Source organism: Methylobacterium sp. 001424705 (assembly GCF_059816145.1).
The window spans coordinates 189166-213999 of sequence record NZ_JCBANU010000001.1; the positions used below are offsets into that span (position 1 = coordinate 189166).

The following is a 24834-nucleotide window of genomic DNA, read 5'->3' on the forward strand; positions in this document are numbered from 1 at the left end:
CGTGCGAGGCTTGAGGTCGCGCCGTCGGCCAGAGGATGAAACTCCTGGCCGGACCATGCATTTCAGGACCTCGTCGCAGAAGACTAGCCTTTTTCCGGCTACAGCTAAACGCGTCAATCGGCCGAGAAATCGTCAGGCGGCTCGCAGGCGCCGGGCCGCCTCGGCCGAGCGCCGGATGAGATCCGGCTCCGGCGCGCCCGGCGGGACGACCCAGCTTCCACCGACGCAGAGCACCGGTTTCAGGGCGAGCCAGTCCGTTGCGGTTGCTTCGGAGATGCCCCCGGTCGGGCAGAACCGGACCTGCCCGAAGGGACCGGCGAGCGCCTTCAGTGCCTTGATGCCGCCAGCGGCTTCGGCCGGGAAGAACTTGAACCGGTCGAGGCCATGGTCGAGCCCTCGCATGATGTCCGCCGCATTGGCGACACCCGGCAGGTAGGGCACCCCACGCGCGAGGGCGGCGCGGGTCAACGGATCGGTCAGGCCGGGGCTCACGATGAACTGCGCACCCGCCTCCATCGCCGCGTCGAGGTCGCGCGGGTTCAGGACCGTTCCAGCTCCCACCACGGCGCCTTCCACCCGCGACATGGCGCGGATCACGTCGAGGGCCGCTGGCGTACGCAGGGTGACCTCCAGGGCGGTCAAGCCCCCCGCCACCAAGGCACGGGCGATCGGTTCCGCCTGGGCGACTTCCTCCACCACCAGCACCGGGATGACGGGAACGGAGCGCATCAGGGCATCGATGATGGTCATGGGGAGCGTCCTTGGCGGGGAATGCGGAGGCTTCAGAGGCCGGCGGCTGCGAGCATGGCAGAGGCGCCCTGCTCGGCCCCGTCGGCACCGTGGCGCATGAAGGCAAAGAGCTCGCGGCCCGTGCCCAAGGCCGGCGGCGGCGCGGCTGCCTCTTCTCGAGCCTTCCACTCGACCGGGTCGACAAGGGCCTCCAGGGAGCCCTCCTCCGCGCTCAGGCGCACGACGTCGCCGTCGCGGATCTTGGCCAGGGGACCCCCGCCGAGGGCTTCGGGGCTGAGATGGATGGCCGCAGGCACCTTACCGGACGCGCCCGACATCCGCCCGTCGGTGACGAGGGCGACGCGAAAGCCGCGATCCTGCAGCACGCCGAGCTGCGGCGTCAGCTTGTGGAGTTCGGGCATGCCGTTGGCCCGGGGGCCCTGGAAGCGCACCACCACCACGACGTCCCGGTCGAGCTCGCCGGCCTTGAAGGCCGCCATGACGTCGTCCTGGTCGTCAAAGACGCGGGCCGGCGCCTGGACCGTCCAGCGCGCGGGGTCGACTGCGCTGGTCTTGAAGGTGGCCCGGCCGAGATTGCCCTTCACCAGGCGCATGCCGCCGTCGGGCTGGAAGGCGTTGGCCGGACTGCGAAGGATGCTCTCGTCGTGCGAGCGCTCCGGAGCCTCCTCGAAGACGAGGTCGTCGTTGATCAGCTTCGGATCGCGGGCATGATCGCGCAGGCGCGTGCCGGCTACGGTGAGGATGTCGTCGTGCAGGAGGCCGGCATCGATCAGGCTGGCGATGACGTAGGACATGCCGCCGGCCGCGTGGAAGTGGTTCACGTCGCCTGAGCCGTTCGGGTAGACCTTGGCCACCTGCGGAACCACAGCCGAGAGGCGATCGAAATCCGCCCAGTCCAGGATGATGCCGGCTGCCCGTGCGATGGCCGGCAGGTGGATGGCGTGATTGGTCGAGCCGCCCGTGGCGAGCAGACCGACGACCGCGTTCACGATGGCCTTCTCGTCGATACAGCGCCCGAGCGGCCGATAGTCGTTGCCCGAGGCGCCGATCTCGGAGAGGCGGTGCACCGCAGCCCGCGTCACAGCTTGGCGCAGCTTCGTGCCGGGATTGATGAAGGAGCCGCCGGGCATGTGCAGGCCCATCACGTCCATCATCATCTGGTTCGAGTTGGCGGTACCGTAGAAAGTGCAGGTGCCCGCGCCGTGATAGGATGCCGACTCGCTCTCGAGTAGTTCGTCGCGGCCGACCTTGCCCTCGGCGTAGAGCTGGCGGATGCGCTGCTTCTCCTTATTGGCTAGCCCCGAGGGCATCGGGCCGGCCGGAATCAGGATCATCGGCAGGTGGCCGAACCGAAGCGCCCCGATGAGGAGGCCGGGCACGATCTTGTCGCAGATGCCGAGCAGGGCCGCGCCGTCGAACATCCCGTGGCTCAGGGCTACCGCGGTGGAGAGCGCGATCGTGTCGCGCGAGAACAGAGACAGCTCCATGCCGCGCTGGCCCTGGGTGACCCCGTCGCACATCGCCGGTACGCCGCCGGCGACCTGCGCGGTCGCGCCGACCTCACGGGCGAACAGCTTCATCTGTTCGGGATAGCGGCCGTAGGGCTGATGCGCCGAGAGCATGTCGTTGTAGGCGGTGACGATGGCGATGTTCATCGCCCGGCCGGACTTGATGACGGCCTTGTCCTCGCCGGAGGCCGCGAAGCCGTGGGCCAAGTTGCCGCAATTCAGCATCGGGCGCTGAACGCCCGAGTCGCGCTCGCGGGCGATCAGGTCGAGATAGGCCTTGCGGGTCGGTCCGGAGCGTTCGATCACGCGCGCCGTAACGGCCGCGATTTCCGGGTGAAGCGCGCTCATGGCCAATTCCTCCTCGAATTCGGGCGATGCCCGACGCCCGCTTGCGCCGGGGGCGGCGGCCCGCGCCTGCATCAACCTCTCGCGCCAGCACGACAGGGGCGCGAAAGCGGGGCCTGATCGCAATCGGACCCACGCGCCGTCAATGGCATCCGGGCGGCGGCCTGGCCAGCACCTCCTGCAGGTTGCGGGCCAGGCCGTTCGTTAATGACTGCCAGCCGCGAGGGTTGCGCCGGGCTTGTGGTGGGTACCCAGGCGCTCGACCATCGTGGCCGTGGCGGCGTTCATGCCGACGATCTCCACCGCCACGCCGTGGTGGCGATACTTCAGCACCACGCGGTCGAGGGCATTGACCCCGCTGATGTCCCAGAAATGGGCCGCCGTAAGGTCGAGGACGATCCCCGTCAGCCCGGCTTCGCGAAACTCGAAGGCGCCGTGAAAGGCTTCCGCCGTGGCGAAGAAGATTTGGCCGGTCACCCGGTAGGTCCGCACCGTGTCGGTCCGCTCGGAGGCCACGGAGAAGTACCGCGTGACCTTGTGGGCGAAGAACAGGCCGCTCAGCACCACCCCGAACAGGACGCCCTTGGCGAGGTCGTGCGTCGCCACGACCACGGCGACGGTCCCGACCATGACGACGCTCGAACTCTTTGGATGCGTAAGCAGGGTCCGCAGGGAACCCCATTGGAAGGTGTTAATCGACACCATGATCATCACCGCCACCAAGGCCGCCATGGGAATCTGCGCCACGTAGGGGCCAAGCACGACGATGAGGAAGAGCAGGAATACCCCGGCCCAGAGTGTGGAGAGCCGGCCCCGGCCGCCGGACGAGACGTTGATCACCGATTGTCCGATCATGGCGCAGCCCGCCATTCCACCGAACAGGCCGGCGCCAATATTGGCAACCCCCTGCCCGGCACATTCGCGGTTCTTGTTGGAGCCCGTATCCGTCATTTCATCGAGGATCGCCGCCGTCATCAGGCTCTCCAACAGCCCGACCATGGTCAGCGTCAGCGCGTAGGGCAGGATGATCCTCAGGGTCTCCCAGGTGAACGGGACCTCCGGCAGGGCGAAGACCGGCAACTCGGTGGGCAGGTCGCCCATGTCGCCGACCTTGTGGATCGGCAGGCCCATGGCCATCGAGAACGCCGTCAGGACGAGGATTGTGATGAGCGGCGACGGGACCGCCTTGGTCAGGTAGGGCAACCCGTAGATCAGGCCGAGACCGATTGCCGTCATCAGGTAGACGGTGGTCCCCTGCCCCATCAACTCGGGCATCTGCGCCAGGAAGATCAGGATCGCCAGCGCATTGACGAAGCCGGTCACCACGGAGCGCGAGACGAAGCGCATGAGATTTCCCAGGCGCAGAAGGCCGGCCGCGATCTGCAGCAGGCCGGTCAGGAGCGTCGCGGCGAAGAGGTAACCGAGGCCATGTTCCTTCACCAGCGACACCATGACCAGGGCCATGGCCCCGGTCGCGGCAGAGATCATCGCCGGCCGCCCTCCTGCGAAGGCGGTGATCACCGCGATGCAGAACGACGCATAGAGGCCGACCTTCGGATCCACCCCGGCGATGAGCGAGAAGGCGATCGCCTCCGGGATCAGAGCCAGGGCGACCACGGTGCCGGCCAGGATTTCACGCGTGATATTGGGAGCCCACTGGCTCCGCAGGTTGGTCAGGGTCATGGAAACGAACCATCCAATCGTTCCCGCGCGCGGTCGGCGGCTGGGAATCGAGACAGGGAATGCGACATGGGCCGCCGGACATGCGTCGCGGGACGGCCGAGATGGAGCCTGAGACGGGAGGCAGGCGCTGAGGAGAGCGGAGCTACGGCGGCGTGGGCCGTGCGTACAATCTGGCTCGATCCTTCAGCATGCGCTGGGTCTTAACAGGATTATGCGGCGATGCAACGGGACCGGCAACAGCCCTGCGGGAGACCGGCCCTCCAAGCGGCGATCGAGTGTCGTTCACGCGCATGCAAGCAAAACGCGTGTAAGATCTATGGAACGTCGGTAAACGAGCCTCATGCCCGAATCGAATCCTAGCCTGATCGAGGCTGCGCGCCGCAGGCCCTGGTATCGTCTGCGCCTACCGGAAGACCTCGAAGCACAGTTTGCCGAGACGACGCGCTGGTCGCGGGCGACCTACATCCAATCTTGGCTCCTAATTTTCATCGTATTCAATGTTCTGTCGCTGAAGATGGATTTCGACCTGTTCGGCCCTGAACAGTTCGCGGTGCCCGCTTTCCTGACCTTGGGCGTGTTCATGCCTGCCGGACTGATGGCGATCGTGGCGCTGCACGGGATCACCAGTGCCAAGCGCCAAGCGGGAATCGTCACCGGCATTGCGCTGCTGGACATGGCGATCGTCCTGAACAGCGCCAGGATTGCGCCGCAGACCCATGCGGACACCTACCTGATCCTCGCCGTGATCGTCCCGATGGTGGTCGGCATGATCGCTCCGCTCTCCTTCCGGCACAGCCTCGTCCTCTGCGGATGCGCCTTCTGCCTCTACGCGGCCTACGCCGTCGGATTTGTTCTCCCGCGCAGCCGGGGAACCGGATTGCCCCTCTTGATCGGAAGCCTCACCCTCGTACCCATCAAGCTCGCCTATTCGCGCGAGTGGACCTGCAAGGAAGCCTTTCTCCTCACGCTGGAGAAATCGGCGCGCGACGTGGACCTCGCCGCCGCGAATGCGCGCCTGACGATTCTGTCGGAGACCGATACCCTGACCGGGCTTGGCAATCGACGCAGTGCCAATGCGCAGTTACAGGCCGGATGGGTCGACGCCTGCGCGGACAGCACCTGGGCCACGCTGATGCTGATCGATATCGACGCGTTCAAGCGCCTGAACGATACCGCCGGTCATCCCGAGGGTGATCGTTGCCTGAGACGCGTCGCCCAGTCGCTCGCGGCGGCGGCTTTCCGCCATGGCGCACAGGTGGCGCGCTACGGCGGCGAAGAGTTCGTCGCCTTCCTTCCGGGAGCAGCCCCTTCGGAGGCCGCGGAGATCGGAGAGAGCCTGCGCCTGGCGGTCCAGGACCTGACCTATTCCCATCCGGGTCTACCCGAAGGGGGCTGCGTCACGGTCAGCATCGGCGTTGCCACGGCCCATGGAAGCCTGGGATCCCTCGACATCGCAGCCGCCGATCTCCTCAAAGCCGCGGACGATGCCCTCTACCGGGCCAAACGCGGCGGCCGAAACCGAGTCGAATGCGCGATCCTGGTACCCACATCGGCCAATTCCGATGGAGTTCGAACCAGCGCGTTCGGCTGACATCCCTATGTCGGCGGAAAACCGCGCCGCAGTCAGTCCGCCTGCTCGAAACCGTCACCTAGGACATAGGCGTCCCCGTCGCCGGCCGGATCTCGGACGTCGTAGACGGGGCCCCGGCGCGGTACCGATCGCACGACGGCAGCCGGCCGATAAGTTCCGTAAGACTCGCGCCCCATCTGCATCCCCGCGGACATCACCCCATCTTCGTCGCCGCGGCGGCGCCGCGACGCCATCACGGAACTGCCCTCGATGACCACCCGGGTCTTGCCCATGCCCTCAGCCTTGACGAGGCTGAACAGGGTCGCGGCATTCTTCGGGGCGAGCCGGACACAGCCGTGGGAGGCCGCGCTGCCGAGGCGACGGGTGTGACTGGTCCCGTGGATCGCGTGGCCCTGCCCGGTGAAGAAGATTGCGTTCGGCATCGGAGCGTCGTCGAACTCCCGTGAGAAGTGCGTGCGCTCCATTCGGAACGGCCGATGAGCTCCGCCGGGAGTGTCGTAGCCGTCCGCGCCCGTGGAGACGGGCCAGTCGTAGCGGGTCTGGCCATCGACCGTCACAGTCATGCGTTGCGCATCCTTGTCGACGGCGATCAGGACCTCTGCCCAGGCGGGACAGGTCAAGAACGTCGCCAGGGCGAAACCGGAGACCAGTGACGTCAGACGGGAACGCATCGGAATACTCGAAAACACAAAACGAATCTGAAACGCTTACGCTTGCCGCGCGCGTTGGTTCCAGCGCAGCGCGGATCAGGCGTCGGCGGTCGATTCCGGTCGACGAACCTCGGCAGCCGCCGCCTTCATCACATTTGCCACGAGCGCATAGGTTTCCACCCAGGCCACCCGGACCGCGGGGGTAAAATCCGGACCCAGGCCCTGCTCCAGCGCCCAGAGCAGGGCGGCGCCCACCGGTTCATAATGCGCGGCCTGGGTTCCGAACGAGACGTGCTGTCGGCCCAACGTCTGCAGCGCCGGCACCACCATCTCGGGCTTATGCAGGTTGGTGACCGCAAGCCCCAGCATCGCCATCAGTTTTTTCTTCTGCTCGCGCATGTCATCCGGAAACATCGGCCGAACCTGCGGAGCGATCTCGAACAGGCGTCCATAGAAAAGGTCTGCCGCAGCGCCGGCGATCGGCCGAACTTTGGCGAAACTGTCCTGGACGAGAACAACTTGTTCCGGGGTCATGCGGAGCTCTACGCGGGAGGAAGGGATTGCGGCGCGAACGCCGCGTATGACGTTCTTGCCCCGGCAGCGACATCCCACAAGAGAGAACCCTGTCCTAACCTGTGATAGGATCGATTCGCGAAGGGGCATTCCCCGCGACGGACGTTTCTCCGATGAAACTGAACGGATGCCGCCAACGTGCTTAAGCCTGGGTGCAGCGCCGCTTTGGCAATCTCCACCTGAACAGCCGGGACAACACCGGTTGGGCCACCGAGACCGCGCACGATGCCGGCCTCCTCGACAAAGCAGGGGATGGGCGATGAAGACGTTGGCAGCTTTCACAGCCGTTGCGCTCTTGGCGATGGGCACGTTCGGAACGCCAGAGGCGCAGGCCCGGGGCCAGGGCGGCGCCATCTTGGCCGGCGTGATCGGGGGGGCTCGCGGCGGGCGCTCTCCTGGGAACCGCCGCCTCGGAAGCTCACTAGGCTCCTGCCTACGGCTACGGTTACGGCCCTCCCGAACCCCGCTATGCCGAAGACGACGAGGCTCTCATCGTGCGCGACCGCCCGGCACCGCTGGTTCGCCACTACGGGTACGACGAGGCCCCGGTCTATCGCAGATCGCGTACCGTGGTCCGAACCTATGGTGAGGAATTCGGCGGATACGGCTATCGCCGCGCCGGATACGGGGATCGTCCGGACTGCGACCGTCCCTACGGCCGTGGCGGCTGGTAGTCAGGCCCCTCTCGAAGGCCGGCCGGGCGAACCGGACGGCCTCCTTCCAACGTCACCAGGGACGCCGGCGCAACCGTCTGTGCCGAGTCGCGTTGTCACTATTCGCAGGTAGATAGACTATCCGTCAGCGAACGGTGCCGTAGCCGACTGTTAGGATGGATTTCGAATACCTCTATCTTTGCTTTCCTCGCCCCGACAATTGCAATCGGACGCCCTTTCGAGTCGGGGTCGACCGCGCCTTGGCGCTCTCGTTTCCGCTTCAAATGGACGGAGACCTTCCCGATCGGCTGATACACGCTCTGGAAGCGCTGATCGCCGTCCTCTCGCCGCACTATGAAGGGGGCGGGCGATCACGACCGAGCTAGCGTCCCGGCGTAGCCGAGGGCGCAGCGCCGGGCGTGTGAGGTTCATCGCAGAAGCCGGCCGAAGGCGGGAAACCATCCCGCGGATTCAACCCATCGACACGCATGACGCCTCGGCAAGCGAAGATGCGCCCTTTCCTTCGGAACCGACCTGGGCGGGCGTGGTACCCGACGATTTCGGGCGGCGCCCGGCGCGAGGGATGGTCATGGTCGCGCATGACAGATGGACCTCCGGGTTCTGCCGAAGCGTTCCCCCGAGTGTACGTCGATGTGGAGTGCAGGACCTTGGCGCATGACCTCAGCTATCCGCCCCTGAACCAACCGAAGGAGGTGGCGGACGGCGTCTGGATCGTCGATGCCGCACCGATTCGTGCGGGCGGCATTCCACTCCCTTTGCGGATGACGGTGCTGCGACTGGCCGGCGGTGAGCTGTTGCTCCACTCGCCCGTTCCGCACCACCCGGGCCTTCAATGTGCCGTGGAGGGACTCGGGCGTATCGGGCACCTTGTAGCGCCGAGTGTCGGGCATTGGATGTTCCTGAAGGACTGGCAAACCGCTTGCCCCAACGCGATCACCTGGGCGGTGCCGGGGCTCGAAGACCGGAGCCAGGTGCGCCGATCTGGCCTCGCGATCGATGCGGAATTGGGAGACCAGCCGCCACGCGTCTGGGCGAACGAGATCGATCAGGTCCTCGTCGCCGGACCCGTGTTCCAGGAAATCTGTCTATTCCATCGCCCAAGCCGGACCCTCCTGCTGACGGATCTCATCATCAACCTCGAGGGCGACCTTCTGCCGGTCTTCGCGCGCCCCCTGGCCCGTCTGCTCGGCATCGTCGCCCCGGATGGCAAGGCACCGCTCTACCTGCGAGTCCTTCTGCGCCTGAACCATCGGGACACGGTCCGCGCCGCGCAGCGTCTCGTCGGCTTTCATCCGGACCGGGTGATCTTCGCGCACGGCCAATGGTTCAACCGCGATGCCGCCGATGCACTCCGGCGCTCGCTCGCCTGGATCCTCGACGAAGACCGCGCCTTGGCTCGACTGTCTGCGGACGGCGAGATGTCCACCCGAGCGCCCCTGCGTTCGACGGCACTCGCGGGCGTGGCCCTCGCGGGTGTCGTGGGGCTTTTCGTCTATCTCCGTCGGTCGCGGCGCTGATCGTCGCTGCAAGCCGATGAGTGCAGAGACAGGATCGCGTGAGTTGGTGCGGACGGCGGGACTCGAACCCGCACAGCCAAAGGCCGCAAGATTTTAAGTCTCGTGCGTCTACCGGTTTCGCCACGTCCGCATGCCGGCATCAGCGGTAGCGGGGCGGCCTCCGCAGATCAAGGCGTCCAGCCGTAGAGCCAGGCGTAGCGACGGTTCATTCCGTCCGGCCCGAGGCGGCCCATCACGACATTACGGATCGTGCCGACGAGAGCCCCCGCATGATAGGTCCGGCCATTGGCACGGGCGGCCCGGCGAACGCGGCGCACCCGCGCACGCCGCACCGCATTGTAGCGGGCCAGGGCGGCACCGAGATCGGCGCCGTCCGCGCCCAGTTCCCTGGCGAGGATCGCCGCATCCTCGATGGCGAGGGCGGCCCCCTGTGCGAGAAAGGGCAGGATCGGATGGGCGGCATCCCCGATCAGGGCCAGCCGTCCGCGTGCCATCGGACGGGCGGCACCCCGATCCTCCAGCGACCAGACCAGCCAGGAATCCGGTACGGCCAGGAGGGCCGCGAGGGGCGGCGCCGCGTCGCGAAAGCGGGCGCGCAGCACGGCCGGCTCACCGAGTTGGCCCCAGCCCTCGCTGTCCTTCCGCTCCGGAATCACGGCGACGACGTTGACGTGCTGGCCACCCCGGATCGGGTAATGCACCACGTGGCGCGCCGGCCCAAGCCACAGGCCCGTGGCCTCGCCCGAAAGTTCGGGTGGCAGGGCTTCCCGCGGAACGATGGCCCGCCACGCCGCGGCACGCCCGGACCTCAGGTTCTTGCCGTCGAGGTGGCCGCGCAGGCGGGAGCGTACACCGTCGGCCCCGATGACGAGGTCGGCGGAAAACCGCTCGGTCCGCGTGCCCGTGCCGCTTTCCAGGGTCAGGTCGACACCGTCCGGTCTCTCCGCCAGACCGGTCACGTCCCGTCCCATCAGGAGGCGGATACCCGGCCGGCCGCGCACAGCGTCGAGGAGCAGGGTCTGCAGGTCGGCCCGGTGGATGACGTAGTAGGGCGCGCCGAAGCGCTCGCGCAGATGGGCTCCTAGAGCGACGCCGCCTATGACCGTCCCACTCGTCAGGGCCCGCACCACCACTGCCGGCGGCTCGCTCGCCGCGCGTCGCAGGGCGGCGCCGAGGCCGAGGCCGATCAACACTCGGCTGGCATTCGGCGAGAGCTGGATCCCGGCCCCGACTTCGCTGAATCCGGTGCGGCGCTCGATGAGGGTGACGGCATGGCCGGCGGAATCGAGGGTGAGCGCAGCCGTCAGGCCGCCGATGCCCGCGCCGACGATAGCGATGTTCAGGGCCGGCACGGAGCCGCCTCGCCTGATCAGGCGGCGGCCGAGGTCCGGTCGTCCCAGACGCAGATCGCCGGATCGGCGTTGCCAGCGGCCAGGGTCGGCCGGTAGCGGAACAGCGTCGAGCAGTACTGGCAAATGGTCTCGTCGTCCGTGCCCATGTCGAGGAAGATGTGCGGATGATCGAAGGGGGGCTTGGCCCCGATGCACATGAACTCCTTGGAGCCGACGTGAATGACCGCCACGCCGGGCTCGTTGTGGAAATGCGGGACCGCCTTGTCAGCCATCGCCTCGTCCTGCCTGCCGGCCCGCCGAAGCCTCGTCCTCGAGGAAGGATCGTGCTCGTGCGGGCATCCGTGTTGTCGGGGTCTGCCGGGACCCGTCTCTAGCCTCTCCCTCGGCGCAATCCTAGTGCGCAGCGCGCGAAGGGTTGGCCTCGCGCGCGCGTCACCGTACATAGGGGCAGGCCCCGCCCCGGTTCCCCTCCGCGAAACGTCCCCATGACCCAGAACGAACAGGCCGTGTCCGAGAGCGGACGCCGCGCGCCCCAGCCGCCGATTCATGGACCGGAGGCCTTCGAGGGCATGCGCAAGGCCGGCCGTCTGACCGCGGAAGCCCTGGATCTGCTGATGGAGGCCACCGCTCCCGGCATCACGACGGACCATCTCGACAAGCTCGCCTACACCTTCGCTATGGACCACGGCGCCTATCCGGCCTCGCTGCTCTACCGCGGCTATCCGAAATCGATCTGCACCTCGATCAACCACGTGGTCTGCCACGGCATCCCGAACGACAAGCCCCTGCGCGAGGGCGACATCGTCAACCTCGACATCTGCCTCATCGTCGACGGATGGCACGGCGACTCGAGTCGGATGGCCTATGTCGGAGAGGTGCCGCGCAAGGCCCAGCGCCTGTGCGAGATCACCCACGAGTGCCTGATGCGCGGCATCGCGGCGATCAAGCCGGGGGGCTCCACCACGGATATCGGCCGGGCGATCCAGTCCTATGCCGAGGCGGAGCGCTGCTCCGTCGTGCGGGATTTCTGCGGCCACGGCCTCGGGCGCACCTACCACGATGCCCCAACCATCCTGCACTACGTCGAGCCGAGCTACGACGTGAAGTTCCAGCCCGGCCAGTTCTTCACGGTCGAGCCCATGATCAATCTCGGCCGGCCAGCGGTGAAGGTTCTCTCCGACGGCTGGACCGCGGTCACCCGCGACCGCTCGCTCTCGGCGCAGTTCGAGCACACCGTGGCGGTGACGGAGACGGGGGCGGAAATCTTCACCCTCTCGCCCAAGGGTCTGCACCAGCCCGCGCCGACCGCCGGTTGATTTCGGGCTCATGACCACCCGGCCGCCGTCCGCGCCCGACCCGTCGGACGGCGAGCCGCATTACCTCGGCCATCGCGACCGCCTGCGCGCCCGGTTCGCCCAGGGTGGGGCTGAGGCCCTTCCGGATTACGAGCTTCTCGAACTCGCCCTGTTCCGGGCCATTCCCCGCCGGGACGTGAAGCCCCTGGCCAAGGCCCTGATCCGACGCTTCGGCAGCTTTGCCGAGGTGGTGAGCGCTGAGCCGGCGCGACTTGCTGAAATTGAAGGCATCGGCCCCGGAGTCATCGCCGACCTGAAGCTCATCGAAGCGGCAGGGCATCGGCTGGCGCGCGGGGCGATCGCCGACCGCCCTCTGCTCTCGTCGTGGAGCGCCGTGCTGGAATATTGCCGCGCCACCATGGCTTTCGCGGCGCGCGAGCAGTTCCGCGTGCTGTTCCTCGACCGGCGCAACCACCTGATCGCCGACGAGGTCCAGGGGCGGGGAACCGTCGACCACACGCCAGTCTATCCGCGCGAGGTGGCGCGCCGTGCCCTCGAGCTCTCGGCCACCGCCATCATCCTGGCTCATAACCATCCCTCGGGCGACCCCACTCCCTCGGCCGCCGACATCCGGATGACCCGCGAGCTCATCGGGGTGCTGGACCCCCTCGGCATCCTGATCCACGATCACATCATCCTGGGTCGGGAGGGTCACGCCAGCTTCAAGGGCTTGAAGTTGATCTGAACGTGCTACCCTACACGCAAGGGCGGTGGGCGCGGACTCCGATCCCAGGTCGCTGGCGCGCCTCTTGCCTAGACAAGAACGGTGTTCAAGGGGGAGACGCGAATGGCGCTCGCTGCATTCGACGAGATGACCGGGCTGCCCGATGGGGCGCTGAGCAACCCCGCCGTGCGCGAAGCCTACGATAGCCTGAAGCACTGGCTCGACACCACGCCGCCCGAGCATTTCAACACCCGCCGCAGCCAGGCCGAGATGCTGTTCCGGCGCATCGGCATCACCTTCGCGGTCTACGGCGCGAACGAGTCCACCGAACGGCTGATCCCCTTCGACATCATCCCGCGGGTCATCACGAAGCCCGAATGGGGTTTCTTGGAGCGGGGCCTCAAGCAGCGCGTCACCGCCATCAACGCCTTCCTGAAGGACATCTACGGGGCGCAGGAATGCATCAAGGCCGGCGTGATCCCGGCCGACCTCGTCTACCGCAACCCGCATTACCGCATGGAAATGCGCGCTTTCCGGGTGCCGCACGACCTTTACGTTCACATCGCCGGCATCGACATCGTCCGCACCGGGGAGAACGACTTTTTCGTGCTGGAGGACAATGCCCGGACCCCGTCCGGCGTCTCCTACATGCTCGAGAACCGCGAGGTCATGCTGCGGCTGTTCCCGGAGCTGTTCTCCCGCCACCGCGTCGCGCCGGTAGAGAACTATCCCGACGCACTGCTGGCGACCCTGCGCAGCCTCGCGCCGTCCACGGCGACCCGCGACCCCACCGTCGCGCTGCTGACGCCGGGTCGTTACAACTCGGCCTTCTACGAGCACTCGTTCCTGGCCGACAAGCTCGGCGTCGACCTCGTCGAGGCCTCCGACCTCTTCACCAAGGACGACGTCGTCTACATGCGGACGACCGAGGGCCCCCGCCGGGTCGACGTGCTGTACCGCCGTCTCGACGACGATTTCCTCGATCCACTGGTCTTCCGCCCGGACTCGGTGCTCGGAGTCCCCGGCATCATGAACGCCTACGAGCGCGGGACCGTGACCCTAGCCAACGCCGTCGGCACCGGCATCGCCGACGACAAGGCGGTCTACAGCTACATGCCGGAGATCGTGAAGTTCTTCACCGGCGAGGAGCCGATCCTGCACAACGTGCCGACCTACCGCTGCCGCGAGAAAGAGGCTTTTGCCTATGTGATGGACAATCTCAGCGAGCTTGTGGTGAAGGAGGTCAACGGCTCCGGCGGCTACGGCATGCTGGTCGGCCCACACGCCACCAAGCGCGAGATCGAGGAGTTCGGACGCAAGCTGAAGCATGCGCCGGACGGCTTCATCGCCCAGCCGACCTTGGCCCTCTCCACCTGCCCGACTTTCGTCGCATCCGGGGTCGCACCCCGGCACGTGGATCTGCGCCCCTTCGTGCTGTGCGGCTCGGACGAAATCCGCATCGTCCCCGGGGGCCTCACCCGGGTCGCGCTGAAGGAAGGGTCGCTCGTCGTGAACTCAAGCCAGGGCGGCGGCACCAAGGACACCTGGGTCCTCGACGCCTGAGCCATCGCGCGGCATCCGGCGGGGCCTTCCGTCCCGGGTGCCTTTCCAAGTCCGTGCCGGCTCCGGCATAGTCCTTTTCGCCCTGCGGCCTGCGTTTCCGACGCCAGCCGACGTCCCGATGGAACCCCATGCTGTCCCGGACCGCCGACAACCTGTACTGGCTCTCGCGCTATGCCGAGCGAGCGGAGTTCGTCGCCCGCATCCTCGATGCCGCCCTGCGCCTGGCCGCCCTGCCGTCAAGCTACGGCGGCGGCGAGACCAACGAGTGGGCCTCCGCTCTGGCCTCGGCGGGTGATCCGGACGTGTTCAAGCCGCTCTACGCCAGCGTCACGGAAGCGACCGTCTGCGATTTTCTTGCCTTCAGCCCCCACAATCCTTCCTCGATCCGCTCCTGCATCGAGACCGCGCGCGAGAATGCCCGCAGCGTCCGCACGGCGCTGACCACCGAAATGTGGGACGCCATCAACGGCGCCTGGCTCGAACTGCGCAACTACGAGGGACGCGACCTCAACCGCGACGAGTTCACCCGCTTCCTCGACTGGGTGAAGGGTGTCTCCCTCGCCTTCGACGGTTCGGCCTACCGCACGATGCTGCGCAACGACGCCTACTGGTTCACACGCCTTGGAACGGCGATCGAACGGGCGGACAACACCGCCCGCATCCTGGACGTGAAGTACCGCATCCTGCTCCCCGCCACGGAGAAGATCGGCGGCAGCCTCGATTATTTCCAGTGGACCACGATCCTGCGCGAGGTCTCGGCCTTCAATGCCTATCACTGGGTCTACCGCGAGAGCGTGAAGCCACTCCTGGTGGCCGATCTTCTCATCCTGAACCGGCAGATGCCGCGCTCATTCACCAACTGCTACGGTATGCTGGTGGAGCACCTCGACCTCATCGCCGACGCCTACGGGCGGCGCGGCGCGAGCCAGCGCCTGGCTAGCAATACCCTGGCACGCCTGGAAGGCGAGAACATCAACCGCATCTTCTCATCCGGCCTGCATGAGTTCGTGACGGAGTTCATCGTCGAGAACAATCGCCTCGGCGCAGCGGTCATCGAGCAATATCTGGTATAGGGCCGGCCCCGGCCCGACGCCGCGCAAAGGTCGCCGCATGCGAATCCGCGTCTTCCACGAGACCAACTATACCTATGAGCAGCCCGCCCGCGGGCTGATTCAGGTCCTGCGTCTGCGTCCTCGCGACCATGACGGCCAGTATGTCCGGCGCTGGCGCATCGAGCCCTCCGTTGACGGCCGCGTGAGCGAGCGCGAGGATGGCTTCGGCAACGTGGTGCACTGGTTCACGGCGGACGAGCCGGCCGAGGCCCTGTCGATCCGGGTCACCGGAGAGGTCGACACCCTGGAGATGCACGGCATCGTGCGCGGCACCATCGAGCGCCTGCCGGACGTGTTCTACCTGCGGGATTCGGATCTCGCCCTGGCCAACGACGCCATTCAGACCTTCGCCCAGGAGATCGCGGCGGCCGGCGACCCGGCCCCCCTACCGTGTCTGCACCGGCTGCTCGCCGCCGTGCACCAGCGGGTCACCTTCGTCCCCGGCCCGGCCAGCGCCAGCACGAACGCCGCGCAGGCCTTCGTGCAGGAGAAGGGCGTCTGCCAGGACATCACCCATCTCTTCATCGCGGCGGCCCGCCACCTCGAGATTCCCACCCGCTACGTCTCGGGCTACTACCACCACGCCGACCGGGATGCGGATCAAGGCTCCGGCCATGCCTGGGCTGAATCGCTGGTGCCGGGGCTCGGCTGGATCGGCTTCGACGCCGCCCACGGTATCGCCACCACCGAGGCGCATATCCGCGTGGCTGTCGCCCTCGACTATCTCGGGGCGGCTCCGATTCGCGGCAGCCGCATGGGCGGCGGGACAGAAACACTCGACGTGACGCTTCGCGTCGAGCAAGCACAGGCTTCCGTCCAGTCCTGATCGCGGACGGACGCGCGAGAAAGACCGCTCCATGACCTACTGCGTCGGTGTCCTCGTCGAGGAGGGGCTGGTGATGATCGCCGACACCCGGACCAATGCCGGGCTCGACGACATCTCGACCTACCGCAAGCTCCACCACTTCAACGTGCCGGGCGAGCGCGTGATGATGCTGGCCTCCGCCGGGAATCTCTCGATCACCCAGTCGGTCCTCAGCCTTCTGGCCGAAGGTGTCGAGGGCGATGCCGGCGAGCCGAAGATGAAGCTCGTCGAGGCGCCGACGATGTTCCAGGCGGCCCAGCTCGTGGGCCGCGCCATTCGGCGGGTCCGCGAGATCGAGAAGGCGGGGTTCGAGGCGGCCAACCTGCGCTTCTCGGTCTCGCTGTTGTTCGGCGGACAGATCGGCTCAGACCCGATGAAGCTCTACCTGATCTACTCGGCCGGCAACTTCATCGAGTGCAGCGGCGACGCGCCTTTTCTGCAGATCGGGGAACACAAGTACGGTAAGCCGATCCTGGACCGGGCGGTGAAGTACGAGACCGACCTCTACGACGCCCTTAAGGTCGGCCTCGTCTCGATGGATTCGACGATGCGCTCGAACCTCGGCGTCGGCCTGCCCATCGACATCGCGGTCGCCCGCCGCAACGCCCTCGACCTCGAGGTAAACCACCGGATCGAAGCCGGCGAGAGCTACTTCCACGATCTGCGGGAGCGCTGGTCGGCGGCGCTGCGTGCCGCCCATCGGGCGATCCCCCGGCCGCCCTACGGCCCGGCCACGGCGAAGTGATCACGCCCTCGCGCGGCCGAGGAGCCTGAGCGCGCCCTCCGCGAGCTCAACGGTCAGGCGACCCGCCTCAGTTTCGCGGGCAAGGGGCGCCCCCTGCCCGGCCCAGAGGGGCGAGAAGTCGCCGGAGCCGCGTCGCTCGGCCTCGATCCGCAGGGGCTGGAGCCCGATGGCGGCGGTGGGGAAGACCGGCACCTCCGCGTGCCAGGGCCCGAGTTCGCGCATGACGCGGTTCACGAGTCCCCGGGCCGGCTTGCCCGTCAGGACGTTGGTGATCGTGGTGTCCTCGTCGCGGGCACGGCGCAGGGCCTCCTGGTGCGGCCCCGAGAGACCGGCCTCGGTGCAGCGCAGGTAGGCCGTTCCCAGCTGAACGGCGGAGGCGCCGAGCATGAAGGCGGCGGCGATCCCGCGGACATCGGCGATGCCCCCGGCCGCGATGACGGGCACGTCCACCGCGTCGACCACCTGGGGCACCAGAGCCATCGTGCCGACCTGCGTCGCGGGATCGCCGCCGAGGAACAGGCCGCGATGCCCGCCGGCCTCGGCTCCCTGCGCGATGATTGCATCGACCCCGCGCTCGGCGAGCCAGCGCGCTTCGCGCACCGTGGTTGCGGACGAGAGAATGATGCAGCCGAGCGCCCGGACGCGGTCGAGGAGCGCCGCTTCCGGCAGGCCGAAATGGAAGCTGACCACCGCCGGCCGGACGTCGGCGACGACCGCGAGCATCGCAGCGTCGAAGGGCGACCGCTGTGCCATCGCGATCGGAGCCGACGGATCAAGGCCGAGTTCCGCATAGTAGGGCGCGAGCCGGCTGCGCCAGGCGGACTCGCGCGCTGCATCCGGCACGTCCGGCACGTGACAGAAGAAGTTCAGGTTGAACGGCGCGTCCGTCCGCGCCCGAATCGCCGCCGCTTCGTTGCGTACCGTGTCCGGGTTCATCGCCGCGCAGGCGAGGGAGCCGAGGCCCCCGGCCGCGGTGACGCTGGCGGCAAGGGCCGGCTTCGGTCCGATCATCGGCGCCTGGATGATCGGATGCTGCACCCTTACGCGCTCGAGAAAGCGGTTCTTTCCCCACATGCGCTGCCTCCTTGCCTGTCACCGCTCGTCGGATTTCGCGCCGAGGTGGGCGAGATAGGCGCGCACCTCGGCCACCGGGTCCGCGCCGTGCATCAGTGCGCTCATCACCGCGACGCCGGCAGCGCCCGCAGCGCGGCATGCGTCCACGCGGTCGACCGTGATTCCCCCGAGGGCGATGACCGGCATGCCGAACCCGGCGGCGGTTTCCAGGGCCGCCGCTCCGAGGGCGGGACCGTAGCCGGGCTTGCTCTGCGTCGGAAAGATCGGGCTGAGGGTAGCGTAGTCGGCGCCGGACCGCGCGGCCACCGCGATCTCCTCCAGTGTGTGCGCCGAAACCCCGATGCGACCGCCGGATAGGCGCCGGCGGGCTTCGGCGATCTCGGCCGCGGTGGTTCCACCGGGCAGATGGACTCCGTCGGCCCCGAGTTCGGCGGCGAGCGCCACATCGGCGCCGATGGTCAGTGAACCGCCCTCGGCCTGAACCAGGCGCGCGATATCCCGGGCGAGCGCGCGCCGTGCATCCGGCGCCAGGTCGCGCTCCCGAAACCAGACCCAGCGGGCGCCGGCCCGCAGGAGGCGTTCGAGGGTGGCGCGGAGGTTCCGGGCGGCGACCTCCGGTACGTCGGTCGCCGACCTGTCCGTCACCACCAGCAGCCGCGCGGGCAGGCCGCTCATCGCCGTGCGCCGGTAGCGGGCGCGTCGGACGCAACCCAGCTCACGAGCCCACGAGACCGAGTTGCGGGCTCGACGGCTCGGCCCGGCCCCGCTTCGGGATGCGGCCGGCAAGATACGCGTCGCGGCCGGCCTGGACGGCGTTGCGCATGGCACGAGCCATCCGCACGGGATCGTCGGCTTTGGCGACCGCGGTGTTGAGGAGGCAGCCGGCGGCGCCGAGCTCCATGGCGATGACCGCGTCGGAGGCGGTGCCAATGCCGGCATCGACGATCACCGGCACCGGCGAGCGCCGACAAATCAGCTCCAGGTTGGCCGGGTTGGCCACACCCATGCCGGAGCCGATCAGCGAGCCCATGGGCATCACGGCGGCGCAGCCGAGATCGGCGAGACGCTGGCAGACCACCGGATCGTCGTTGCAATAGGGCAGCACGGTGAAGCCGTCGTCGACGAGGTGGCGGCAGGCCTCCAGCAGCTCGGCCACGTCGGGATACAGCGTTTCGCGATCGCCGATGACCTCGACCTTGATCCAGTTCGTGTCGAGGGCCTCGCGGGCGAGTTCGGCGGTCATGATCGCGTCGCGCGCCGTCTCGCAGCCGGCGGTGTTGGGCAAGAAGCGGTACCCCTTAAGCCGGCGCAGCGTATCCGAGCCGTGCCCCTGGAGCGAAACCCGCCGGATCGAGGCCGTGACCACCTCGGCGCCGGAGGCCGCCACCGCATCGAACAGAATGCTCTGGGTGGGGTAGCCGGCGGTACCGATGAAAAGACGCGAGCCCAGGCTCACACCGCCAATCACCAGCGAGTCAGTGTCATTCGCGATCTCGGTCATTCCCACCTTCCTGTCATGATGTCTCCCCTTTCGATCATCCGCCCTGCATCGCGCGGACGATCTCGACGCGGTCGCCGTCGCTGAGGGCGGTGAGCGCCCAGTCCCGGCGGCGAACCACGGACCCGTTGAGCGCGATGGCGATGCCCTGCGGGCTCTCGATGCCGGTCTCCTCGGCCTCCTCCCGGAACAGGGCGTCGAGGTCGGCAGCCGTGCTCTCGCGGGCCTCTCCGTTGACCGTGAGCTTCATGCGAACACCCTCTGCGGTGCCGACGCGAAGCGGGCTCGACCAAAATCCCGGGCGTAATCCGGCAGCGTTCCCTCGGCGACCAGGGCCGCGACCGCATCGGCGGTGGCGGGGGCCAGCAGGTAGCCATTGCGGTGATGACCGGTGGCGACGACGAGGCCGGGCGCCAGGGCATCGATGATCGGCGCATCGTCGTCCGAGGTCGGCCGGAAGCCGCTCCAGATCGCCTCCACTGCCATCTCCTCAATGCCGGGCAGGACGCGGCGGGCGCCCTCCAGCAGGGCGTAGAGGCCGCCGGCCGTGACGCCGGGGACGAAGCCGCAATCCTCCACCGTCGCGCCGACGATGAGATGGCCGTCGCTCTTCGGCGCCATGTGAATCTGCTCGGTCCAGACCATGTGGGCGAGGGTGCCGGTGCGGGCCGTGGTCCGTAGGGCGAGGGACTGGCCGCGCAGGGGCCGGACCGGCAGGGCGAGATGATCGGGCAGGAGTCCCGTCTCCCCACTCCAGGCGCCGGAGGCGAGCACGACGGTGTCGGCCCGGCTGATGCCCTGGGCCGTACGGACGCCAGTGACCCGGTCGGCACTCCAATCCAGCGCCTCGACCGCGCAGCCCTCCACGATGGCGACTCCTGCGGCGAGGCAGGCCCGCACGAGGGCGGCCATTACCCGGCTCGGATCGACCTGATGGTCGTGCGGGCAGTACAGGCCGGCGGTGACGGCGGGGCGCAGGCGCGGCTCGCGGGCCCGGGCCTCGGGACCGGTCAGCCAGCGAGCGTCGAGGCCGGAGCGCTTCTGCAGATCGTGCCGGAAGCGCAGGCGCTCGACCTCGTCGCGGCCGATGGCCAGCACCAGGGTGCCCTCCTCTCGGTAGTCGATGTCGAGGCCGGCCGCGGCCTGAAGGGCATCGCGGAAACCAGGCCAGCGCGACAGGCTCTCCAGGGCCAGGGGCAGCAGCGGGTCGGAGCCGGGCTCGTGCTCGGCAGCGGGGGCCAGCATACCGGTGGCGGCGAGGCTCGCCCCGGCGCCGACGGTGTCGCGCTCCAGCACGGTCACGGATCGCCCGGCCTGCGTCACGCGCCAAGCGATCGACAGCCCGATCAGGCCGGCGCCGACGATGACCACGTCACTGCGTGCCGGGGCAACGGCGGCCGGCGGCGCAACGCCATGCGTCCGTCGCAGGTTGAGGAAGGCGTTCGGGGTCACGTCCAACACAATCTCCGCAACAGGCGTCGAGATTGGTGGGGCTGCAGCTTCGCGTCGTGAAGCGTGCCGGGCTCGAGGAGAATCCCGCGGTCCAATCCCTACGCCGGTATGAACCGGGTCAGGTTCGAAGGATTTCCGCGCCGCCATCCGCGAGCGGACGGCCATCGGTTTCTCAGCCCCTTGCCGGGGATCTCCCTGGAACACCCCTGATGTGGGCCGTCCGCGCATCGGGGTCAATCCCCGCGCGGGTCTCAGGCAGCGGGCGGGCGCGCCGGCCGATAGACACCCATGGGTTCGGCGAACCCATCGAGCGCATGTTCGCCGAGAGGCTCCGGCATGTCCCAGAGGAAGTCGACGAAGGGCTTCGTCATCAGGATCGGTTCGCCCAGCGTCCGGTTCAGCCGGGCGACGCGGCTCGCCAGGTTCACGTCGCGTCCAATTACAGTGAAGTCCAGTCGGGCGCCGGAGCCGACATTGCCGTAGGCGGCCTCGCCGTGATGCAGGGCGATGCCGGCGGCCACGGGATTGGCGAAGCGGCCGAGCGCATTGGCCTCCGCGAGGGCCGCCATGGCGCTCTGCGAGGCGGTGAGCGCCCCCTTGGCGGCACCACCCAAATCGTCTCCGGGCTCGCGAAAAATCGCCAGCAGACCGTCGCCGAGATATTTCAGGACCTCGCCGCCCTCGCGCTCGATGGCCGGCACCAGGCAGTCGAAGAAGATGTTCAGGAGGTCGACCGCCTCTTCCGGCGTCATGTCGGCGGAGATGCGCGTGTAATCGCGCATGTCGGCAAACAGGATCGCCGAGCGGATGCGCTGGACGTGACCGCGACGGATGGAGCCGCCGAGGATCGCCTTGTGCGGCTCGTCGCCGACATAGATCCGCAGGACGTGATCCAGTTGCTTGTTGACGCTGCGCATCTCCATGACCGCCGCCAGTGTCGGCATGACGAAGCGGAGAATCGCCACGTCCTCGTCGCGGAACCCCGCTTCGGATCGGGTGGCGAAGGAGATGCCGTTGCGCGTGCCGTTGGTGAAGAACAGCGGCGCGACGATGTAGTGCCGGTAGCCCTCGGCCTTCAGGTCCGGAATGACCGCGAAGGCCTCATCCGGAGTCTCGGCGAGATCGAGGATCAGCCACGCGCCGGTTTCGTGAACACGGAAGAACGGGCTTGCCCGATAGGCCTTGTCCGACGCTTCCCCGTGCGGGAACAGACGGACCGTGGAGCCCGTCTCGCGGGTCCAGAACCGCCCGACACCGGAATACTCGGAGTGCAGGGCGTCGATAGCCGTAGTGGCGCGGTCCACCGGCACATCCAGCGCGATCAGGCGTTCGGCGAGGCCGGAGAGCAGGTCTTCCGCTTTCGGCATGCGCGCCCCCTCGCTCAGCAGCCAGTCGCGCAGGGCCACGCATTGCTGGAGGGCTCCGAAGGGGACGTCGGCCGCCTCCGAGCCATCGGCTTCGGCGGTGGGGGAAGGCTGGGGCGGGCCTTGATCGAGCATATGGCCAAGGTGGGTTGGAAGATGGCGTCCGGCAACGGCCACCGCTCTGGTTTCGTGCGTATCGTGCCGGCGTCACCGCTTCAACAGTGCAGACCGGGCCGGACGCCGGAGCCGACGCCGCTCGGCGCGCTTCATGCGCATCGATGGCCGGGAAGTCGAAACGAAAGAGCCGACCCCGAGAGGAGCCGGCTCATTCGGAGGGTTCGTTGCCCGGGGCGAGCCAGCGCAAACGAAGATGTCAGTTGTCGAGGAAGCTGCGCAGCTTGCGCGAGCGGCTCGGGTGCTTGAGCTTGCGCAGGGCCTTCGCCTCGATCTGACGGATGCGCTCGCGGGTTACTGAGAACTGCTGGCCAACCTCCTCGAGGGTGTGGTCGGTGTTCATGCCGATGCCGAAACGCATGCGCAGCACCCGCTCCTCGCGGGGCGTGAGCGAGGCGAGCACGCGCGTCGTGGTCTCCCGCAAGTTGGATTGGATCGCCGCGTCGATGGGCAGTACGACGTTCTTGTCCTCGATGAAGTCGCCGAGGTGGCTGTCCTCCTCGTCGCCGATCGGGGTTTCGAGCGAGATCGGCTCCTTGGCGATCTTGAGAACCTTGCGTACCTTCTCCAGCGGCATGGCCAGCTTCTCGGCCAACTCCTCCGGGGTCGGCTCGCGACCGATCTCGTGCAGCATCTGGCGCGAGGTCCGGACGATCTTGTTGATCGTCTCGATCATGTGCACCGGGATGCGAATGGTGCGGGCCTGATCGGCGATCGAGCGGGTGATCGCCTGACGGATCCACCAAGTGGCGTAGGTCGAGAACTTGTAGCCGCGGCGGTACTCGAACTTGTCGACGGCCTTCATCAGGCCGATGTTGCCCTCCTGGATCAGATCCAGGAACTGCAGGCCGCGGTTGGTGTACTTCTTGGCGATCGAGATCACGAGGCGCAGGTTGGCCTCGATCATCTCCTTCTTGGCCTGGCGGGCTTCGCGCTCGCCCTTCTGGACCATGTTGACGATCTTGCGGTACTCGCCGATCTCCAGGCCCGTCTCCGAGGCGAGGGTCAGGATCTGCTCGCGTAGGCGGGCGACCTCGTTCGAGCCCTTCTCAACGAGGTTCTTCCAGCCGCGGCCGCCGAGGCTGCCGACGCGCTCCATCCAGTTCGGGTCGAGCTCCCAGCCCTGGTAGTGGCGCAGGAACTCGTCGCGGGCGACGCCGTGGCTCTCGGCGTAGCGCATCAGGCGGCCCTCATGGGAGATGAGGCGCTTGTTGATGTCGTAGAGCTGCTCGACGAGGGCCTCGATGCGGTTGGCATTGAGGGAGAGCGACTTCACGTCGGTGACGACGGCGTCCTTCAGCTCCTCCTGCTTACGCTCCTGCGCATCGGTGCGGGTGCCGCCCGAGGCCTTGAGCTCGGCATGCTCGATCTGCAGCTTGCGCAGCTTACGGTAGTTGTTGGCGATGTTGTCGAACGTCTCGAGGACGCGCGGCTTAATCTCCGTCTCCATGGCCGCCAGGGAGACGTTGTTCTCCATGTCGTCCTCGTCGTCGCCCTCGGGCGGCGTCGGCGCGTCGCTCTCAGCGTCCTCGCTCTCCTCCGTGCCGTCGGCGATCTGCATCGCGTTCTTGGCGTCGGGGCCCGCATAGGTCGCTTCGAGGTCGATGATCTCGCGCAGGAGCACCCGGCCGTCGACGAGTTCGTCCCGCCAGATGATGATGGCCTGGAAGGTCAGCGGGCTCTCGCAGAGCCCGGCGATCATCGCCTCGCGACCGGCCTCGATGCGCTTGGCGATGGCGATCTCGCCCTCGCGGGACAGGAGCTCCACGGAGCCCATCTCGCGCAAGTACATGCGCACGGGATCGTCCGTGCGGTCGGTGGGCTCCTTGGTCGTCTCGGCGCGCAGGGCAACGGGCTTGGTGGGGGCGATCTCGGCGACCTCGGTCCCCTCCGCCCCGTCCTCGTCGTCGGCCTCGCCGTTGCCCTTGGCCTCCGTCGTCTCCTCGGTCTCCTCCGCCTCGACGACGTTGATGCCCATCTCCGAGAGCTGCGACAGCACGTCCTCGATCTGGTCGGGGTCGGACTGACCGTCGGGCAGAACCTCGTTGATCTCCTCATAGGTGATGTAGCCGCGCTTCTTGGCGAGCTTCACCATCCGCTTGACGGAGGCATCCGTCAGATCGAGGAGCGGCCCGTCGGTCTGTTGCTCCGGAGCAGCATCCGTCTCGTCCCGTTCCGTTGCCTTCGTCGCCATGGTCCGCCTATGGTTGTCGTGTCAGCGTCGCGCGGGAGCATGTCGCTCACTCCGCGTCGTCGACGCTGAAATGCATGTGATGTGCGGTCCGCCGAAGTGACAGCCGCGTCGAAGTCAGATCCCGGTATGCA

22 protein-coding genes, 1 tRNA gene and 1 riboswitch are annotated in these 24834 nt (G+C 67.7%); of the genes, 8 read left to right on the forward strand and 15 right to left on the reverse strand.

Annotated elements, in window-relative coordinates; all coding sequences use genetic code 11:
• Positions 1 to 132: 132 nt before the first annotated feature.
• The 3 genes from eda to AC6EUL_RS00920 all read right to left on the reverse strand — a co-directional run bounded on the left by eda (position 133) and on the right by AC6EUL_RS00920 (position 4286).
• Positions 133 to 750, reverse strand: a complete 618-nt coding sequence (eda, locus tag AC6EUL_RS00910) for a bifunctional 4-hydroxy-2-oxoglutarate aldolase/2-dehydro-3-deoxy-phosphogluconate aldolase (RefSeq protein ID WP_499868308.1) — start codon at positions 748 to 750, stop codon at positions 133 to 135.
• A 32-nt stretch (positions 751 to 782) separates the two neighbouring features.
• Positions 783 to 2606, reverse strand: coding sequence for a phosphogluconate dehydratase (gene edd / locus AC6EUL_RS00915; protein WP_499868310.1), 1824 nt, complete (start codon positions 2604 to 2606; stop codon positions 783 to 785).
• Between the two features lie 201 nt (positions 2607 to 2807).
• On the reverse strand, positions 2808 to 4286 hold the full coding sequence (locus tag AC6EUL_RS00920; protein WP_499868312.1) for a SulP family inorganic anion transporter: 1479 nt from the start codon (positions 4284 to 4286) through the stop codon (positions 2808 to 2810).
• 340 nt (positions 4287 to 4626) lie between these two features.
• On the opposite strand from AC6EUL_RS00920, the gene AC6EUL_RS00925 reads away from it, so the two are divergent.
• Positions 4627 to 5877 carry a GGDEF domain-containing protein gene (locus tag AC6EUL_RS00925; protein ID WP_499868314.1) on the forward strand — a complete coding sequence of 417 codons (1251 nt, stop codon included), beginning with the start codon at positions 4627 to 4629 and terminating at the stop codon, positions 5875 to 5877.
• Between the two features lie 32 nt (positions 5878 to 5909).
• On the opposite strand, the gene AC6EUL_RS00930 is transcribed toward AC6EUL_RS00925, so the two are convergent.
• Together AC6EUL_RS00930 and AC6EUL_RS00935 are read right to left on the reverse strand one after the other, a co-directional pair.
• Entirely contained in the window at positions 5910 to 6548 is a 639-nt protein-coding gene (locus AC6EUL_RS00930; protein WP_499868316.1) for a L,D-transpeptidase, read from the reverse strand.
• 75 nt (positions 6549 to 6623) lie between these two features.
• Positions 6624 to 7061, reverse strand: a complete 438-nt coding sequence (locus AC6EUL_RS00935) for a globin family protein (protein WP_499868318.1) — start codon at positions 7059 to 7061, stop codon at positions 6624 to 6626.
• A gap of 1360 nt (positions 7062 to 8421) precedes the next feature.
• On the opposite strand from AC6EUL_RS00935, the gene AC6EUL_RS00940 reads away from it, so the two are divergent.
• Positions 8422 to 9291, forward strand: coding sequence for a DUF4336 domain-containing protein (locus tag AC6EUL_RS00940; RefSeq protein WP_499868320.1), 870 nt, complete (start codon positions 8422 to 8424; stop codon positions 9289 to 9291).
• A 44-nt stretch (positions 9292 to 9335) separates the two neighbouring features.
• On the opposite strand, the gene AC6EUL_RS00945 is transcribed toward AC6EUL_RS00940, so the two are convergent.
• From AC6EUL_RS00945 to AC6EUL_RS00955, 3 genes are all read right to left on the reverse strand, one after another.
• Positions 9336 to 9421, reverse strand: a tRNA-Leu gene (locus tag AC6EUL_RS00945).
• 37 nt (positions 9422 to 9458) lie between these two features.
• A complete protein-coding gene (locus AC6EUL_RS00950) occupies positions 9459 to 10643 on the reverse strand; it encodes an FAD-dependent monooxygenase (protein WP_499868322.1) in 1185 nt (394 codons plus the stop codon).
• A 17-nt stretch (positions 10644 to 10660) separates the two neighbouring features.
• The gene (locus AC6EUL_RS00955) at positions 10661 to 10915 is read right to left on the reverse strand and encodes a zinc-finger domain-containing protein (protein ID WP_055956304.1); all 255 of its coding nucleotides are present in this window, start codon (positions 10913 to 10915) and stop codon (positions 10661 to 10663) included.
• Between the two features lie 213 nt (positions 10916 to 11128).
• On the opposite strand from AC6EUL_RS00955, the gene map reads away from it, so the two are divergent.
• From map to AC6EUL_RS00985, 6 genes are all read left to right on the forward strand, one after another.
• Positions 11129 to 11959 (forward strand): type I methionyl aminopeptidase, encoded by an 831-nt coding sequence (gene map, locus AC6EUL_RS00960; protein WP_056218859.1) that lies wholly within the window; start codon positions 11129 to 11131, stop codon positions 11957 to 11959.
• Positions 11960 to 11969: 10 nt separating this feature from the next.
• Positions 11970 to 12683 carry a RadC family protein gene (radC, locus tag AC6EUL_RS00965; protein WP_056218856.1) on the forward strand — a complete coding sequence of 238 codons (714 nt, stop codon included), beginning with the start codon at positions 11970 to 11972 and terminating at the stop codon, positions 12681 to 12683.
• 102 nt (positions 12684 to 12785) lie between these two features.
• Positions 12786 to 14225, forward strand: a complete 1440-nt coding sequence (locus AC6EUL_RS00970; protein ID WP_056218853.1) for a circularly permuted type 2 ATP-grasp protein — start codon at positions 12786 to 12788, stop codon at positions 14223 to 14225.
• A gap of 128 nt (positions 14226 to 14353) precedes the next feature.
• The gene (locus tag AC6EUL_RS00975; protein ID WP_056218850.1) at positions 14354 to 15298 is read left to right on the forward strand and encodes an alpha-E domain-containing protein; all 945 of its coding nucleotides are present in this window, start codon (positions 14354 to 14356) and stop codon (positions 15296 to 15298) included.
• 37 nt (positions 15299 to 15335) lie between these two features.
• Positions 15336 to 16163, forward strand: a complete 828-nt coding sequence (locus AC6EUL_RS00980) for a transglutaminase family protein (protein WP_499868325.1) — start codon at positions 15336 to 15338, stop codon at positions 16161 to 16163.
• A gap of 31 nt (positions 16164 to 16194) precedes the next feature.
• Positions 16195 to 16947, forward strand: a complete 753-nt coding sequence (locus tag AC6EUL_RS00985; RefSeq protein WP_056218845.1) for a proteasome-type protease — start codon at positions 16195 to 16197, stop codon at positions 16945 to 16947.
• On the opposite strand, the gene AC6EUL_RS00990 is transcribed toward AC6EUL_RS00985, so the two are convergent.
• From AC6EUL_RS00990 to rpoD, 7 genes are all read right to left on the reverse strand, one after another.
• Entirely contained in the window at positions 16948 to 18021 is a 1074-nt protein-coding gene (locus AC6EUL_RS00990) for an NAD(P)H-dependent flavin oxidoreductase (RefSeq protein ID WP_499868327.1), read from the reverse strand.
• 18 nt (positions 18022 to 18039) lie between these two features.
• Positions 18040 to 18696, reverse strand: a complete 657-nt coding sequence (locus AC6EUL_RS00995) for a thiamine phosphate synthase (RefSeq protein ID WP_499868328.1) — start codon at positions 18694 to 18696, stop codon at positions 18040 to 18042.
• Positions 18697 to 18736: 40 nt separating this feature from the next.
• Entirely contained in the window at positions 18737 to 19522 is a 786-nt protein-coding gene (locus AC6EUL_RS01000) for a thiazole synthase (RefSeq protein WP_499868330.1), read from the reverse strand.
• Positions 19523 to 19556: 34 nt separating this feature from the next.
• Entirely contained in the window at positions 19557 to 19769 is a 213-nt protein-coding gene (thiS, locus tag AC6EUL_RS01005) for a sulfur carrier protein ThiS (protein ID WP_056218832.1), read from the reverse strand.
• Positions 19766 to 20971, reverse strand: coding sequence for a glycine oxidase ThiO (thiO, locus tag AC6EUL_RS01010; protein WP_499868611.1), 1206 nt, complete (start codon positions 20969 to 20971; stop codon positions 19766 to 19768). The genes thiS and thiO overlap by 4 nt, the downstream gene beginning before the upstream one ends.
• A 77-nt stretch (positions 20972 to 21048) precedes the next feature.
• Positions 21049 to 21177: riboswitch (TPP riboswitch) on the reverse strand.
• 45 nt (positions 21178 to 21222) lie between these two features.
• On the reverse strand, positions 21223 to 22470 hold the full coding sequence (locus tag AC6EUL_RS01015; protein WP_056218825.1) for an adenylate/guanylate cyclase domain-containing protein: 1248 nt from the start codon (positions 22468 to 22470) through the stop codon (positions 21223 to 21225).
• A gap of 238 nt (positions 22471 to 22708) precedes the next feature.
• The gene (gene rpoD / locus AC6EUL_RS01020) at positions 22709 to 24703 is read right to left on the reverse strand and encodes an RNA polymerase sigma factor RpoD (RefSeq protein ID WP_499868333.1); all 1995 of its coding nucleotides are present in this window, start codon (positions 24701 to 24703) and stop codon (positions 22709 to 22711) included.
• Positions 24704 to 24834: the final 131 nt, after the last annotated feature.